This window comes from Ruegeria sp. YTSC002, assembly GCF_059609845.1.
Map to the genome: position 1 here is coordinate 13,363 of NZ_JBXWML010000001.1, position 13,161 is coordinate 26,523.

Consider the following 13,161-nt stretch of genomic DNA (forward strand, 5'->3'; position numbering starts at 1 on the left):
CCTGCAAAAAATGCCCCATTCCGCGCAACTTTATTTCAATGGGAGTGGTCCATGGATCCTCGTCAGCGCCCCTATCGTTCGGTTCTCTACATTCCTGGTTCGAAGGACCGGGCCCTGGACAAGGCCCGTTCTTTGCCTGTGGATGCGATCATCTTCGACCTGGAAGATGCAGTTGCAGCGGACGAAAAAGAAAACGCTCGCGAAACGCTGAAAGGGGCCTTGGCCGCCGGGGGGTATGGGGCACGGGTCAAGATCGTCCGGATCAATGGGTTGGATACCGAATGGGGGCGTGCCGACGCCGAGGCGGTGCGCGACATGGATGCCGATGTTGTCCTGTTGCCCAAGGTGAATGCGGCGGCTGACGTGGATGCACTGGCGGCGATCACCGGAGAAATGCCGATCTGGGCCATGATGGAAACACCGCGCGGAATGCTGAACGCCGCCGAAATCGCCGCGCATCCGTTGATGGCCGGGTTCGTGATGGGCACAAACGATCTGGCCAAAGAACTGCAAACCCGCTTCCGTCCTGATCGCTTGCCGATGATGACTTCACTGGGTCTGTGCCTGTTGGCCGCCAAGGCCGAAGGGCTGATCATCATCGATGGCGTGTACAACGCATTCAAGGATGCCGAGGGTCTGGCCGCCGAGTGTGCGCAGGGTCGCGACATGGGCTTTGATGGCAAAACACTGATCCATCCGGCCCAGGTCGATGTGGCCAACACGGCCTTCGCGCCATCGGATGACGAGATCGATCTGGCCCGCCGTCAAATCTCGGCATTCGAAGAGACCGAAGCGCAAGGACAGGGTGTTGCTGTCGTGGATGGCAAGATCGTTGAAAATCTGCACGTTGCAACGGCCCGCGAAATTCTGGCAAAAGCAGAGGCGATTTCAGCTTTGCAAGCGGGGTAAGCCAGCATGGGCTTTTTTCTTCTGATCTTGGGCGTGGCACTGTGGTGGGCGGCGCATCTGTTCAAACGTGTGGCGCCTGAACGCCGCGCCGCTATGGGCGACGGGGGCAAGGGGGCAGTTGCCCTGGCGCTGGTCGCGTCGATCCTGCTGATGGTGTTCGGCTATCGCATGACCGACTTCATCTATGTCTGGGCGCCGCCGACCTTCCTGATTCACGTCAACAATCTGTTGGTCCTTGTCGCGATCTACATGATGAGCCCAGCGGGCACCAAAGGTCGGGTGCTGAACAAGTTTCGCCATCCGATGCTGGGTGGGTTCAAGCTGTGGGCCTTTGCGCATTTGCTGGTGAACGGAGATCTGGCCTCGATCATCCTGTTCGGCGGTCTTCTGGCATGGGCCGTGGTGGAAGTCATTGTAATCAACAAGTCCGAACCCGACTGGACGCCGGGTGAGCCCGGTACTTACGGCAAGGATGCGATGTTCTTTGTGGCCTCGATCGTTCTGCTGGGGATTATCGGATATATCCACGGCCTGGTCGGTCCGTCTCCGTTCGGCTCATGAGGACCTGACTCCATGGCGAAACTCTATCGTTTGTTGACCGAAGAGGACACGTCAGCCTTCTGCCACAAGGTGTCGGATGCGTTGGCAAAGGGATGGGAGCTGTACGGCGACCCGTCCTATGCCTTTGACTCAGCCAGCAACGTAATGCGGTGTGCGCAGGCCGTGACAAAAGAGGTCGAAGCCGACTATTCCCCCGACATGAAACTGGGACAACAGTAATGGTAAAAACAAATCCGGGCCGATTTTTCGAGGATTATTCCGTAGGGCAGGTATTGCAACACGCCGTGCCACGCACAGTGACCGAGGGCGAACGCGGTTTGTATCACGCGCTTTATCCCGCGCGTCACGCGCTGTATTCCTCGGACGAATTTGCCCGGGATTGTGGTTTGCCGGAAAGTCCGCTTGATGATCTGGCCGCGTTTCATCTGGTGTTCGGTAAGACAGTACCGGATGTTTCGCTGAACGCGGTTGCCAATCTTGGCTACGGCGAAGGCCGCTGGCTGAAACCTGTCTACGCCGGTGATACTCTGCGGTCCGTATCCGAGGTGATTGGTCTCAAACAGAATTCCAACGGAAAAACGGGTGTCGTTTGGGTCCGCACCCGTGGATTGAACCAATTGGACGAAGTGGTCATCGAATATGTCCGTTGGGTCATGGTGCGCAAAGCAGACGTGAATGCGCCAGCGCCCGAAACGGTTGTTCCCGAGTTGAAGAAGGCATTGACACCCCAGGATCTGATCGTGCCCGAAGGTCTCGATTTCTCGAATTACGACTTCGCTTTGGCCGGTGAAGCGCATCGTTGGGGCGATTATGAAATCGGTGAGAAAATCGACCACGTGGACGGCGTCACCGTGGAAGAGGCCGAGCATATGCTGGCCACCCGGCTTTGGCAGAACACCGCCAAGGTGCATTTCGATCTGACGTTCCGCCCGGAAGGCAGGTTGATCTATGGCGGGCACGTGATCTCGATGGCGCGGACCTTGTCGTTCAATGGACTTGCGAACGCGCAGATGATTGTTGGCCTGAATGGCGGCGCGCATGCCAACCCCTGTTTCGCGGGTGACACGATCAAGGCCTGGTCCGAAGTCCTGGATAAAGCGGAAACCGGTGTTCCCGGCGTGGGTGCGATCCGTCTGCGCCTGGTGGCGACAAAGGGTGGCGATCCGTTCGTGTTGAAGACTGACGAGGGCCGGTATTTGCCCGATGTGCTTCTGGACCTCGATTATTGGGCACTCATGCCGCAGTAAGAGAACTGACGGTAATGTGAGCCATTTGCGTGCAAGCCGTGCTAGGCTTGCACCATGCATCTTCTGCGCGCGATACTAGCCAGTATTTGTCTGGCCCCGTCGGCTCAGGCCTGCGATCTGGCATTGGCCCTGGCGGTTGACGTTTCCGGCTCGGTCGACAGCAACGAGTACCGCATCCAGATGGACGGGCTGGCCGCCGGTCTGCGCGACCCGATCGTGTCCGAGGCGCTGGTGCGGGGTCAGGCGCAGTTGATGCTGGTGCAATGGACCGGGTCATCGCGCCAGCAGGTCACGATCCCCTGGACCCGTATCGACAGTTTCGCGGCGTTGGATCGTTTCGCCGATCAGGTTGCCGCAGATCCACGCATCTGGCGGAATTTCTCGACGGCGATAGGTGAGGCGTTGCACACGACGCTGGACGCTTTTGATTCCGTTTCCGATTGCAAGCGACGTCTGATCGATCTGTCGGGGGACGGCGTATCCAATGAAGGGGTCGAACCAACGCAGGTTCATGCCGCTCTGCGCAACCGCGGCATTGTCGTCAATGCGTTGGCCATCGAAGAAAGTGAACCGGATCTGACGGCCTATTTCTTTGAGAATGTCATCGTGGGCGAGGGCGCTTTTGTGGTTTCGGCCTCGGGCTTCGCGGACTATCCGGAACGAATTCGCAAAAAACTGCTGCGCGAAGTGACGCAGCAAACAGCGGGCCTGAAATGACAGTCAGGAGATTCGTGATCACATGCCTTTGATCTTGAAATCGCTAACATTGATGACGGGGGATGTGAAATGTGATCACGACAATATTTTGTGTGATCACATACCTGAATAATCCGCCAATTTGCACTGAATTTAGTGGTTTTTGCACCCGCAGCACGTGACAGTGTCGCAAAAACCAGTAAAACGTTCGGTAGCCAACCGAAAAGGAGCCGCCATGGCCGATGTAAATCGGGGCAACCGCCCACTTTCGCCGCACCTGTCGATCTATCGTCCACAGCTGACGTCGGTCACATCCATCCTGACACGCATCACCGGAAACGCGCTTCTACTGGCGGCGCTGTTGATCGTCTGGTGGTTTCTGGCCGCAGCAACGTCGCCCGAGGCCTTCGCCGTTGCGAACGGAGTGATTACTTCGGTGCTTGGCGACCTGGTGATGGCTCTGTCCGTTTGGGGTCTTTGGTATCACACGCTGGCCGGTGTGCGGCACCTGATCTGGGACAATGCGGTTGGTCTGGACCTTCCCACAGCGACAAAGCTGGGCTGGGCGGTTGTCATCGGATCGGTCGTTCTGACCCTTCTGACCCTTGTCATCGTCGCGTGATTGGAGGCCTGACATGCGTTATCTGACCGACCGCAAACGCGCCGCTGGCCTTGGCTCGGCGAAATCCGGCACAGCCCATTTCTGGGCGATGAAAGTCAGCTCGGTGGCTCTGCTGATCCTTGTGCCTTTGTTTGTCTTCACCTTCGGCCCGGTTCTGGGTCAGCCGTTTGACGTGGTGCTCGAGTATTACTCGCGGCCTTTCCCAGCCATCGTGGCAGCATTGACGCTGGCGGTTGGCTTCAAACACTTCGCAGACGGTGCGCAGGTGATGCTTGAGGACTATGTTCACGGCACGCTTGAAAAGGTCCTGATCATCTTGGTGACCTGCCTGTCCTACGGTGCGGCTGCGGCCGGCATCTTCGCCATCGCGCGCATTGCCCTTTAATTCCCGGAGCTGAAAGAAATGGCTGCATACGAATACGAAACGCATGAATATGACGTGGTCGTTGTCGGCGCCGGTGGGGCCGGTCTGCGGGCGACATTGGGTATGGCGGAACAAGGCCTGCGTACGGCCTGCGTGACCAAGGTTTTCCCAACCCGTTCCCATACCGTGGCCGCGCAGGGTGGCATTGCCGCATCGCTGTCAAACATGGGCCCCGACCATTGGCAGTGGCACATGTACGACACCGTCAAGGGCTCGGACTGGTTGGGCGATACCGACGCGATGGAGTATCTCGCGCGGGAGGCACCCAAGGCAGTCTACGAGCTGGAGCATTATGGCGTGCCATTCAGCCGGACGGAAGAGGGCAAGATTTATCAGCGCCCCTTCGGTGGGCACACCACTGAATTCGGAGAAGGTCCTGCGGTGCAGCGCACCTGTGCAGCCGCCGACCGGACCGGCCACGCGATTTTGCATACGCTGTACGGGCAGTCTCTCAAGAACAACGCCGAGTTCTATATCGAATATTTCGCCATCGACCTGATCATGTCCGAGGACGGCCAGTGTCAGGGGGTCGTCTGCTGGAAGCTGGACGACGGCACCATGCATGTCTTCAACGCCAAGATGGTGGTTCTGGCGACCGGCGGCTATGGCCGTGCCTATTTCAGCGCCACCTCGGCCCATACCTGCACCGGCGATGGCGGCGGCATGGTGGCCCGTGCTGGGCTGGCCTTGCAGGATATGGAATTCGTTCAGTTCCACCCCACCGGCATCTACGGGTCAGGCTGCCTGATCACCGAAGGTGCGCGCGGCGAGGGCGGTTACCTGACCAACTCGGAAGGCGAACGGTTCATGGAGCGCTATGCGCCCCAGTACAAGGACCTCGCGCCGCGCGACTACGTTTCGCGCTCGATGACCATGGAAATCCGCGAGGGACGTGGCGTAGGGGCCGAAGGAGATCACATTCACCTGAACCTCAGCCACTTGCCTGCCGAGGCACTGGCGGAACGCCTGCCCGGCATCTCGGAAAGCGCAAAGATTTTCGCGGGTGTGGATGTCACCAAGGAACCGATCCCGGTACTGCCGACAGTGCATTACAACATGGGCGGTATCCCCACGAACTATTGGGGTGAGGTTCTGAACCCAACTGCCGACGATCCGACTGCGGTCGTTCCCGGTTTGATGGCCGTTGGCGAAGCCGGCTGTGCCTCGGTCCACGGTGCGAACCGACTGGGGTCGAACTCGCTGATTGACCTCGTGGTCTTTGGCCGGGCGGCAGCGATCCGGGCCGGCAAGGTTGTCGACGCCGAATCCGCCAACCCGGTTCTGAACCAGGCGTCGGTCGACAAGGCGTATGACCGTTTTGATGCGGTGCGCAACGCCAGCGGCTCAATCCCAACCGCCGAACTGCGGCTTGAGATGCAAAAGACCATGCAGGCGGATGCGGCCGTGTTCCGAACCGCCACGACCATGGCCGAAGGCGTCGAGAAGATGACAGCGATTGCCGCAAAGATGGACGACCTGAAGGTCACAGACCGTTCGTTGGTCTGGAACAGCGATCTGATGGAAACCCTTGAACTGACCAACCTGATGCCAAACGCGCTTGCCACCATCGTCGGTGCCGAGGCCCGCAAGGAATCCCGTGGGGCCCACGCGCATGAGGATTTCAGCGAGCGCGATGACAAAAACTGGCGCGTTCATACGGTCAGCCGGGTTGAGGGCAACAAGGTTGAGCTCAGCTACCGTCCGGTCATCGTTGATCCACTGACGACCGAAGAACAAGGCGGTATCAGCTTGCAGAAAATCGCGCCCAAAGCGCGGACGTTCTAAGGGCTGGTCAGGAACAGGGCGAGATGGCAGAGTTTTCTTCGACCGATTATTGGCAACGCCGATATGAGCACGGCAAGACCTCGGGTGCGGGGTCTTACGGGCGTCTTGCTGTCTACAAAGCGAATTTCATCAACACGATGGTCGAGATGGAAGGCGTGGAATCGGTTGTAGAATTGGGATCGGGCGACGGAAATCAGGCGCAATTGTTTGATATCCCGAAATATACCGGCTTGGATGTCTCGGACCTCTGCGTTCGGCGCTGCAACGAAGTTTTTCGATCCCGCCCCAATTGGGTGTTCAAAAACGCCGATTCCGAGGTTGAGCCGCATGACGTTTCTCTTTCGTTGGATGTCATTTATCATCTGACCGAGGACAGCGTTTTCGACAACTACATGCGGCGGCTCTTCGGGTTGGCACAGCGTTATGTCGTTATCTATTCGTCGGATTTTGACCTGAACCCTTCCAACCAGCATGTGCGCCATCGTTCGTATTCCGCCTGGATAGAAGACTTCATGCCCGGCTGGCAGCTCTATTGTGAAGAAGAGAACCCGTTTGCCGTCAAAGGGCATGCCCATGCCTCAAAGAACAGCTTCGCCGCGTTCAAAGTGTTCGAGCGGAGATGAACGAGTGACTGGCGCAAGCACCATATCGACCGGGGAAGCCAAACAAGCCGCTTTTGATCCTGTCAAATGCCGGTGGGGCGTTCAAAAAAGCGCAAGCCATGATGAAATCCCAGGCGCATCGCGGCGTATGCTATGCTGGTGCTTGCAATGACGGTCGAGAAACTCCAATCCGGGCAAAGTGATCCCAAGATCATCCTGATCGGCTTGAACCGATGTGCGACGACCTCGTTTCACATGCTGTTTCAGAATAGCGGGATTCCTTCGGTGCATTGGGAAGATGACCAGGGTCTAAACCTTGCACATCGCATGGTAACCAATATTGCCATGGGGCGCAGACCGCTGGATGGGTTTGGTACAGTCCGGGCCTTCACTGATATCGCCTTCGTCAATTCGCGCTTCATGCTGGACGGCGCGCGGTTCTTTCGAGAGCTGCACGCGGCTTACCCGGACGCCTATTTCTTGCTGAACACGCGCAATCGCGATGACTGGATCGCATCACGTGCCAACCATTCCGGCGGTAGGTACCTTGAGCGATGCTGCAAGGCCAATGGACAGACGGCCGACCAAGTGAAGCGGGGCTGGGTGCATATGTATGACGTGCACCATTCCGAGGTCGAAGCTTTCTTTGACGACAACCCGCGCTTTCTGCGTTTTGATATCGACCGGGACGACCCGCAAAACCTTGCGGATTGGCTTTCTCCGGATTTCGACGTGAACATCGCCCATTGGGGGCATTATAACCGAGGGGCGTCTGAACGCGCCCGGACAGGCTGAAAGGCGGCCTTGTGCTGAATGGAGAATTGACATGGTTCAACTGACCCTGCCCAAGAATTCCCGGATTACCACCGGCAAGACCTGGCCAAAGCCGGACGGCGCCACGAACGTGCGCAAGTTCCAGATCTATCGTTGGAACCCCGATGACGGGCAGAACCCGCGTGTCGATACGTATTTCGTTGATATGGATACGTGCGGTCCGATGGTTCTGGACGCGCTGATCAAGATCAAGAACGAGATTGATCCGACCTTGACGTTCCGCCGGTCTTGCCGCGAAGGCATCTGTGGATCCTGCGCGATGAATATCGATGGGATCAACACGCTGGCCTGTATCTATGGTATGGATGAGATCAAGGGTGACGTGAAAATCTACCCGCTGCCGCATATGCCGGTGGTCAAGGACCTGATCCCTGATCTGACCCACTTCTATGCCCAGCACGCCTCGATCATGCCGTGGCTGGAAACCAAGACCAATCGCCCTGCGAAGGAATGGAAGCAATCCATCGAAGACCGCAAGAAACTGGACGGTCTTTATGAATGCGTGATGTGCGCCAGCTGCTCGACCTCTTGCCCCAGCTACTGGTGGAACGGCGACCGCTATCTTGGCCCCGCGGCCTTGCTGCATGCCTATCGCTGGATCATCGACAGCCGGGATGAGGCGACGGGTGAACGTCTGGATGAGCTGGAAGATCCGTTCAAGCTCTACCGCTGTCACACAATCATGAACTGTGCCAAGACCTGTCCGAAAGGTCTGAACCCGGCCAAGGCGATTGCCGAGATCAAGAAGATGATGGTCGAGCGCGCGGTCTAACCACGGGCGCGATTTGCGGTTTTCGCATGTCCATCTTGCAAAATTAGGCGATGCAGCCCCGGCTGCATTGCCTTATTTTTTGGACAGGGAGGAGTGATGAGTTTTAGTCAGGATCACTCCAATGAGCAAAGAAACATCCAAACGGAAAACCGACGCCCAAGAAGCGCTGGACCTGCTTGAACAGGCATGGGCCTATTACACGCCAGAACCTGCGAAGGCTGACAAGGAACCAGAGCTTTTCGAATACGCAAACGCTGCCTGATACGGGCGGCAAGACTTGAAAACCGACGGTTTATCGGCAAAGCAGAGGGATGCCTGTTCTTCTGCTTCTTCTGGCGACCGGCGTGTTTGCCTATTTCCTCTGGCGCTCGCGCCATTCCGGGCTGACACGTGATTGCAGGTGGCGGCAGGACAAGAGCCACGGCATCTGGCGGTGCAGCTTCTGCGGTGCCGAAATCACTGCGCTGGACCAACCATTGCGGTGTTTGCGGGCGCGTGATCCCTGAAAGATAGTGCTTTTCGCGGGCTGAATAATGCGCCACTCTGCCCGGCATGACCGTTTCAGAAAACACTGTCCACCCTCCCGAAGATGCCGAAGCCCGACGCGCGGTTGCCCCTGTCATCTGTTACCCGAACGAGGCATTGCCGCGACCGGATGTGCGCTGGATGAGGTCCCTTCGCGAACGCGCAAGCAAAACGGGCGAAGTGCTGGTGCCGCCACGTGATGCGCGTTGTTTCGAAGTGCCTGCCGGCCATTTCTTTCGCATCACTTCCGTCGAGGGGCCGCAGGTTGGCGATCTGAACCTGTGGAACCGAAACGACTTGTCGGAACGCTTCTATTCCGGAAAAACCCGGGCGCTGCATGGCACGCATCTGACCACCGGAGAGCGGATGTGGTCCAGTTTCCCGCATCTGCGCCCGATGGCCACGATTATTGCGGATACGCTTGAGTGGTACGGAATCGATCCCTATGGGGGGTCGGTTCATGACGTCATCGGCACGCGATGCGATCCGTATACGGGCAACCTTTTGTCCGGCACGCAATACCACCATTGCTGCCATTCCAACCTGACCCGCGCGCTTGCGGATCACCTCAATATTCCGCTGACTGAAGCCGAACCAGCGGTACACGACGTGCTGAACGTTTTCATGTGTACCGGTTTCACCCGCGACACGGGTCAATACTTCATGAAAGCCTCACCCGTACGTCCCGGAGATTTTCTGGAGTTCTTTGCCGAGATTGATCTGCTGGGCAATCTCAGCGCCTGCCCGGGCGGGGATTGTTCGTCCGAGCATTCCTCGGACACAGCTGCGTGTTACCCCTTGCTGGTCGAGGTTTTTGCTCCGGCTAGAGGCGATTTGGAGGGGTGGGACAGCCCCGCGAGCAATGGTTATGATCGCTCGCACGGGCGTTAGGATCGGCAGGCACCAATATTCGGTACCTGCGCTTTGTCAGCTGTTCGGGAATGCGGCCTGAAGCGCGATCTCGACCATATCGCCAAAGCTGCTTTCACGTTCTGAGGATGGCAGAGCCTCTCCGGTCAACAGGTGATCGGAAACAGTCAGAACGGCCAAGGCGCGGCATTTGTGGCGCGCCGCCAAAATATAGAGTTCGGCCGCTTCCATTTCGACGCCCAGAATGCCGTGACGCACCATCTGTTCGTTGAGATCAGGGCGCTCGTCATAAAAGACATCTGACGAGTAAATTCCACCAACATGGGTCGGCGTTCCCTTGGCCGCAGCCGCTGTGGCGGCAGCTTGCAGCAGCCCCCAATCGGCGCAGGGCGCAAAGTTGAGCTCTTTCATGATGCCGCGCGACGGTGTGCTCAGCGTGGTTGATGTCATGGCCAGAATAACGTCACGAATTTTGACGCTGTCCTGCATCCCTCCGCAGGATCCGATGCGGATCAGGGTTTTCGCACCGTAATCGCGGATCAACTCATTTACATAAATGGAAAGAGACGGCATTCCCATGCCGCTTCCCTGAATTGTTACGGGATTTCCCTTCCAGTTTCCGGTAAAGCCAAGCATTCCGCGAACGTTATTGACCTGTTTGACATCGCCCAAAAACGTCTCGGCTGCCCATTTCGCCCGGTAGGGATCACCGGGCAAAAGAACGGTTTCAGCTATTTCGCCTTTTTCGGCGCCAATATGAATTGTCATTTTCAAAATCGCTCAGATTAGATTTCCAGATCAGAAATATCCACGCCTGCGGTCAGCGCGTCATGCACCCATTGAGGTTTGCGGCCGCGACCGGTCCAGGTTTGATCGGGGTTTTCCGGGTTGCGGTATTTAGCCTTTGTTTTTGTTGGCTTAATACCGCGCGGCGCTTCTCCGGACAGTTCAGACAAAGAAAAGCCGAATTCTGCCGCAGCCTTTTCTGCGGCTTTCAAAGCCTCCTGACGTTCGCGTTTTTCTGCCCTGATCAAAGCTTTTTCGACGTCATTGCGCAAAGCCAAAAGGTCTTTACGTGACATTTGCTCAAGATTGATCCCCATCAGTCTTCTCCATCAGATAATAATTACGGTGCACATGAGCGCGCACCGTAATTCCAAATACCAGCTTATTCCATCCCGAATATTTCAGGGACGGAAACAGGAGAAAAAGTGCCTTAAACCTTGATTACTCTGCTGCGAGATTCCGAGGATCCGCCAGAGTAACAATATCGCCCATTATCGAATTGAGTTCGAAGTTCTTCGGGGTGTAGACCTTGGCCACACCCATGGATTTCAGTTTTTCGGCATCTTCGTCCGGAATAATGCCGCCCACCACGACTGGGATATGAGACAACCCCGCCTGCCGCAGACGTTCCATGACGTCTTTGACCAGTGGCAGGTGGCTGCCGGACAAGATCGACAGTCCAATGACATGCGCGTCATCTTCGCGGGCGGCTGCAACGATTTCTTCGGGTGTCAGGCGAATGCCCTCATAGCTGATGTCCATACCGCAATCGCGGGCACGGAAGGCAATCTGTTCGGCGCCGTTGGAATGGCCGTCCAGCCCGGGTTTGCCTACAAGGAACTTCAGACGCCGGCCCAGCTTGTCGCTGACGGCATCAACGGCGGCACGCAGGTCGTCCAACCCTTCGGTCTTGTTCGAAACAGACCCCGAAACACCGGTTGGGCCGCGATAGGTTCCGTAGACCTTTCGCATCTCTTCGGCCCATTCGCCCGTCGTCGCGCCGGCCTTTGCGGCGGCAATGGACGGTTCCATGATGTTTGCCCCGGTCTGTGCCGCTTCGCGCAGCGCCGCCAGGGCGGCTGTTACGGCCGCTTCGTCCCGTTCTGCGCGCCACGTATTCAGGCGGTCGATCTGTTCTTGCTCCACGGCAGGATCAACAACCATGATGCCACCGTCTTCGGTTTGCAGGGGGGATGCCTCGCCTTCGATCCATTTGTTCACACCGACGACGACGGTTTCATTGCGCTCGATCCGGTTCAGGCGTTCAGCGTTGGAATCCACAAGTCGGGATTTCATGTATTCGATCGAAGCGACCGCGCCGCCCATCGAATCCAGGTTGGCCAATTCGGCCCGTGCGCCTTCTTTCAGGTCTTTGACCTTGGCATCTACAGCGGGGTTGCCATCGAACAGGTCATCATATTCCAGCAGATCGGTCTCATAGGCCAGAATCTGCTGCATCCGCATCGACCACTGCTGGTCCCACGGACGCGGCAGACCCAGCGCCTCGTTCCAGGCGGGCAACTGCACTGCACGGGCGCGTGCATTCTTCGACAGGGTTACGGCCAGCATCTCGATCAGGATGCGATAGACGTTGTTTTCGGGCTGCTGCTCAGTCAGACCCAGAGAGTTCACCTGCACGCCATACCGGAATCGACGGAATTTCGGATTTTCAACGCCATAGCGTTGTTGCAGGATCTCATCCCAAAGATCCACGAAGGCGCGCATCTTGCACATTTCGGTGACAAAGCGGATGCCAGCATTCACGAAAAAGGAAATCCGGCCGCAGAGCGCCGGGAAATCTTCGGCAGGTACACGTGGGCGCAATTCGTCCAGCACGGCGATGGCAGTGGCCAAGGCATAGGCCAGTTCCTGCTCTGGCGTCGCACCCGCCTCTTGCAGGTGATACGAGCACACGTTCATCGGGTTCCATTTCGGAACATTGGTATAGCAATACTCGGCCACGTCCGCGATCATCTTGAGCGACGGCTTGGGCGGGCAAACATAAGTGCCGCGGCTCAGGTATTCCTTGATCAGGTCGTTTTGAACGGTGCCCTGTAGTTTGGATACATCCGCGCCTTGCTCCTCGGCGACGGCGATGTAAAGCGCCAAAAGCCATGGCGCAGTGGCGTTGATCGTCATCGAGGTGTTCATCTGTTCCAGGGGGATCTGGTCGAACAGAACCCGCATGTCACCCAGATGACAGACCGGCACACCCACCTTGCCGACTTCACCGCGCGCCAATGTGTGGTCGCTGTCATAGCCTGTTTGTGTCGGCAGATCGAAGGCCACGGACAGACCGGTTTGGCCCTTCGCAAGATTCCCCCGATAGAGCGCGTTCGAGGCTTTGGCCGTGGAATGACCGGCATAGGTTCGGATGAGCCAGGGGCGATCTTTCTGCGTCTGCGTCATAGCGGGGCCTCGCATTTCAGTGGGCAATAAAATTTCGTCTTGAGGTTCTAAAGCGCAATTTTCGGGACATGTCAATTCGCTGCGTTGCGGCATGCCGCAATTGTTCAGATTGTGGGTCA

General features: G+C 57.4%; 17 protein-coding genes. 14 read left to right on the top strand and 3 right to left on the bottom strand.

What is annotated here, in order from left to right:
- Positions 1-51: 51 nt before the first annotated feature.
- From AC2FFD_RS00065 to AC2FFD_RS00130, 14 genes are all read left to right on the top strand, one after another.
- Positions 52-909: an HpcH/HpaI aldolase/citrate lyase family protein gene (locus AC2FFD_RS00065; RefSeq protein ID WP_170346363.1), complete on the top strand. Its 858-nt coding sequence runs from the start codon at positions 52-54 to the stop codon at positions 907-909.
- A 6-nt stretch (positions 910-915) separates the two neighbouring features.
- Entirely contained in the window at positions 916-1,470 is a 555-nt protein-coding gene (locus AC2FFD_RS00070) for an NnrU family protein (protein WP_171119697.1), read from the top strand.
- 12 nt (positions 1,471-1,482) lie between these two features.
- Positions 1,483-1,689 carry a DUF1737 domain-containing protein gene (locus AC2FFD_RS00075; protein ID WP_170346365.1) on the top strand — a complete coding sequence of 69 codons (207 nt, stop codon included), beginning with the start codon at positions 1,483-1,485 and terminating at the stop codon, positions 1,687-1,689.
- Positions 1,689-2,717 carry a MaoC family dehydratase gene (locus AC2FFD_RS00080; protein WP_425078940.1) on the top strand — a complete coding sequence of 343 codons (1,029 nt, stop codon included), beginning with the start codon at positions 1,689-1,691 and terminating at the stop codon, positions 2,715-2,717. Before AC2FFD_RS00075 ends, AC2FFD_RS00080 begins: the two co-directional genes overlap by 1 nt.
- Before the next feature lie 54 nt (positions 2,718-2,771).
- Positions 2,772-3,434, top strand: a complete 663-nt coding sequence (locus AC2FFD_RS00085) for a DUF1194 domain-containing protein (RefSeq protein ID WP_257599957.1) — start codon at positions 2,772-2,774, stop codon at positions 3,432-3,434.
- A gap of 214 nt (positions 3,435-3,648) precedes the next feature.
- Positions 3,649-4,035, top strand: coding sequence for a succinate dehydrogenase, cytochrome b556 subunit (gene sdhC, locus AC2FFD_RS00090; RefSeq protein WP_170346368.1), 387 nt, complete (start codon positions 3,649-3,651; stop codon positions 4,033-4,035).
- 13 nt (positions 4,036-4,048) lie between these two features.
- Positions 4,049-4,420: a succinate dehydrogenase, hydrophobic membrane anchor protein gene (sdhD, locus tag AC2FFD_RS00095; protein ID WP_117870336.1), complete on the top strand. Its 372-nt coding sequence runs from the start codon at positions 4,049-4,051 to the stop codon at positions 4,418-4,420.
- Between the two features lie 18 nt (positions 4,421-4,438).
- Positions 4,439-6,244, top strand: coding sequence for a succinate dehydrogenase flavoprotein subunit (gene sdhA, locus AC2FFD_RS00100; RefSeq protein WP_496871317.1), 1,806 nt, complete (start codon positions 4,439-4,441; stop codon positions 6,242-6,244).
- Positions 6,245-6,267: 23 nt separating this feature from the next.
- Positions 6,268-6,867, top strand: coding sequence for a class I SAM-dependent methyltransferase (locus AC2FFD_RS00105; RefSeq protein WP_171726801.1), 600 nt, complete (start codon positions 6,268-6,270; stop codon positions 6,865-6,867).
- 132 nt (positions 6,868-6,999) lie between these two features.
- Positions 7,000-7,641: a sulfotransferase gene (locus AC2FFD_RS00110; RefSeq protein ID WP_496871318.1), complete on the top strand. Its 642-nt coding sequence runs from the start codon at positions 7,000-7,002 to the stop codon at positions 7,639-7,641.
- A 31-nt stretch (positions 7,642-7,672) separates the two neighbouring features.
- Positions 7,673-8,452, top strand: a complete 780-nt coding sequence (locus AC2FFD_RS00115) for a succinate dehydrogenase iron-sulfur subunit (RefSeq protein WP_152456842.1) — start codon at positions 7,673-7,675, stop codon at positions 8,450-8,452.
- 121 nt (positions 8,453-8,573) lie between these two features.
- Positions 8,574-8,714, top strand: a complete 141-nt coding sequence (locus AC2FFD_RS00120) for a hypothetical protein (protein ID WP_170346373.1) — start codon at positions 8,574-8,576, stop codon at positions 8,712-8,714.
- Positions 8,715-8,763: 49 nt separating this feature from the next.
- Positions 8,764-8,958 carry a hypothetical protein gene (locus AC2FFD_RS00125; protein ID WP_170346374.1) on the top strand — a complete coding sequence of 65 codons (195 nt, stop codon included), beginning with the start codon at positions 8,764-8,766 and terminating at the stop codon, positions 8,956-8,958.
- 46 nt (positions 8,959-9,004) lie between these two features.
- Positions 9,005-9,868 carry an urea carboxylase-associated family protein gene (locus AC2FFD_RS00130; protein WP_496871320.1) on the top strand — a complete coding sequence of 288 codons (864 nt, stop codon included), beginning with the start codon at positions 9,005-9,007 and terminating at the stop codon, positions 9,866-9,868.
- 36 nt (positions 9,869-9,904) lie between these two features.
- Here the strand turns inward: AC2FFD_RS00130 and deoD are convergent, their stop codons facing one another.
- From deoD to AC2FFD_RS00145, 3 genes are all read right to left on the bottom strand, one after another.
- On the bottom strand, positions 9,905-10,615 hold the full coding sequence (deoD, locus tag AC2FFD_RS00135) for a purine-nucleoside phosphorylase (RefSeq protein WP_496871322.1): 711 nt from the start codon (positions 10,613-10,615) through the stop codon (positions 9,905-9,907).
- 17 nt (positions 10,616-10,632) lie between these two features.
- The gene (locus AC2FFD_RS00140; RefSeq protein ID WP_496871323.1) at positions 10,633-10,950 is read right to left on the bottom strand and encodes an H-NS histone family protein; all 318 of its coding nucleotides are present in this window, start codon (positions 10,948-10,950) and stop codon (positions 10,633-10,635) included.
- 124 nt (positions 10,951-11,074) lie between these two features.
- Positions 11,075-13,042, bottom strand: coding sequence for a methylmalonyl-CoA mutase family protein (locus AC2FFD_RS00145; protein WP_496871325.1), 1,968 nt, complete (start codon positions 13,040-13,042; stop codon positions 11,075-11,077).
- Between the last annotated feature and the right edge of the window lie 119 nt (positions 13,043-13,161).

What these genes read in the sequence shown, in the direction of transcription:
- AC2FFD_RS00065 (WP_170346363.1), top strand. Translation starts at nt 52, where the DNA reads ATGGATCCTCGTCAGCGCCCCTATCGTTCGGTTCTCTACATTCCTGGT.
- AC2FFD_RS00070 (WP_171119697.1), top strand. Translation starts at nt 916, where the DNA reads ATGGGCTTTTTTCTTCTGATCTTGGGCGTGGCACTGTGGTGGGCGGCG.
- AC2FFD_RS00075 (WP_170346365.1), top strand. Translation starts at nt 1,483, where the DNA reads ATGGCGAAACTCTATCGTTTGTTGACCGAAGAGGACACGTCAGCCTTC.
- AC2FFD_RS00080 (WP_425078940.1), top strand. Translation starts at nt 1,689, where the DNA reads ATGGTAAAAACAAATCCGGGCCGATTTTTCGAGGATTATTCCGTAGGG.
- AC2FFD_RS00085 (WP_257599957.1), top strand. Translation starts at nt 2,772, where the DNA reads ATGCATCTTCTGCGCGCGATACTAGCCAGTATTTGTCTGGCCCCGTCG.
- sdhC (WP_170346368.1), top strand. Translation starts at nt 3,649, where the DNA reads ATGGCCGATGTAAATCGGGGCAACCGCCCACTTTCGCCGCACCTGTCG.
- sdhD (WP_117870336.1), top strand. Translation starts at nt 4,049, where the DNA reads ATGCGTTATCTGACCGACCGCAAACGCGCCGCTGGCCTTGGCTCGGCG.
- sdhA (WP_496871317.1), top strand. Translation starts at nt 4,439, where the DNA reads ATGGCTGCATACGAATACGAAACGCATGAATATGACGTGGTCGTTGTC.
- AC2FFD_RS00105 (WP_171726801.1), top strand. Translation starts at nt 6,268, where the DNA reads ATGGCAGAGTTTTCTTCGACCGATTATTGGCAACGCCGATATGAGCAC.
- AC2FFD_RS00110 (WP_496871318.1), top strand. Translation starts at nt 7,000, where the DNA reads ATGCTGGTGCTTGCAATGACGGTCGAGAAACTCCAATCCGGGCAAAGT.
- AC2FFD_RS00115 (WP_152456842.1), top strand. Translation starts at nt 7,673, where the DNA reads ATGGTTCAACTGACCCTGCCCAAGAATTCCCGGATTACCACCGGCAAG.
- AC2FFD_RS00120 (WP_170346373.1), top strand. Translation starts at nt 8,574, where the DNA reads ATGAGCAAAGAAACATCCAAACGGAAAACCGACGCCCAAGAAGCGCTG.
- AC2FFD_RS00125 (WP_170346374.1), top strand. Translation starts at nt 8,764, where the DNA reads ATGCCTGTTCTTCTGCTTCTTCTGGCGACCGGCGTGTTTGCCTATTTC.
- AC2FFD_RS00130 (WP_496871320.1), top strand. Translation starts at nt 9,005, where the DNA reads ATGACCGTTTCAGAAAACACTGTCCACCCTCCCGAAGATGCCGAAGCC.
- deoD (WP_496871322.1), bottom strand. Translation starts at nt 10,615, where the DNA reads ATGACAATTCATATTGGCGCCGAAAAAGGCGAAATAGCTGAAACCGTT.
- AC2FFD_RS00140 (WP_496871323.1), bottom strand. Translation starts at nt 10,950, where the DNA reads ATGGGGATCAATCTTGAGCAAATGTCACGTAAAGACCTTTTGGCTTTG.
- AC2FFD_RS00145 (WP_496871325.1), bottom strand. Translation starts at nt 13,042, where the DNA reads ATGACGCAGACGCAGAAAGATCGCCCCTGGCTCATCCGAACCTATGCC.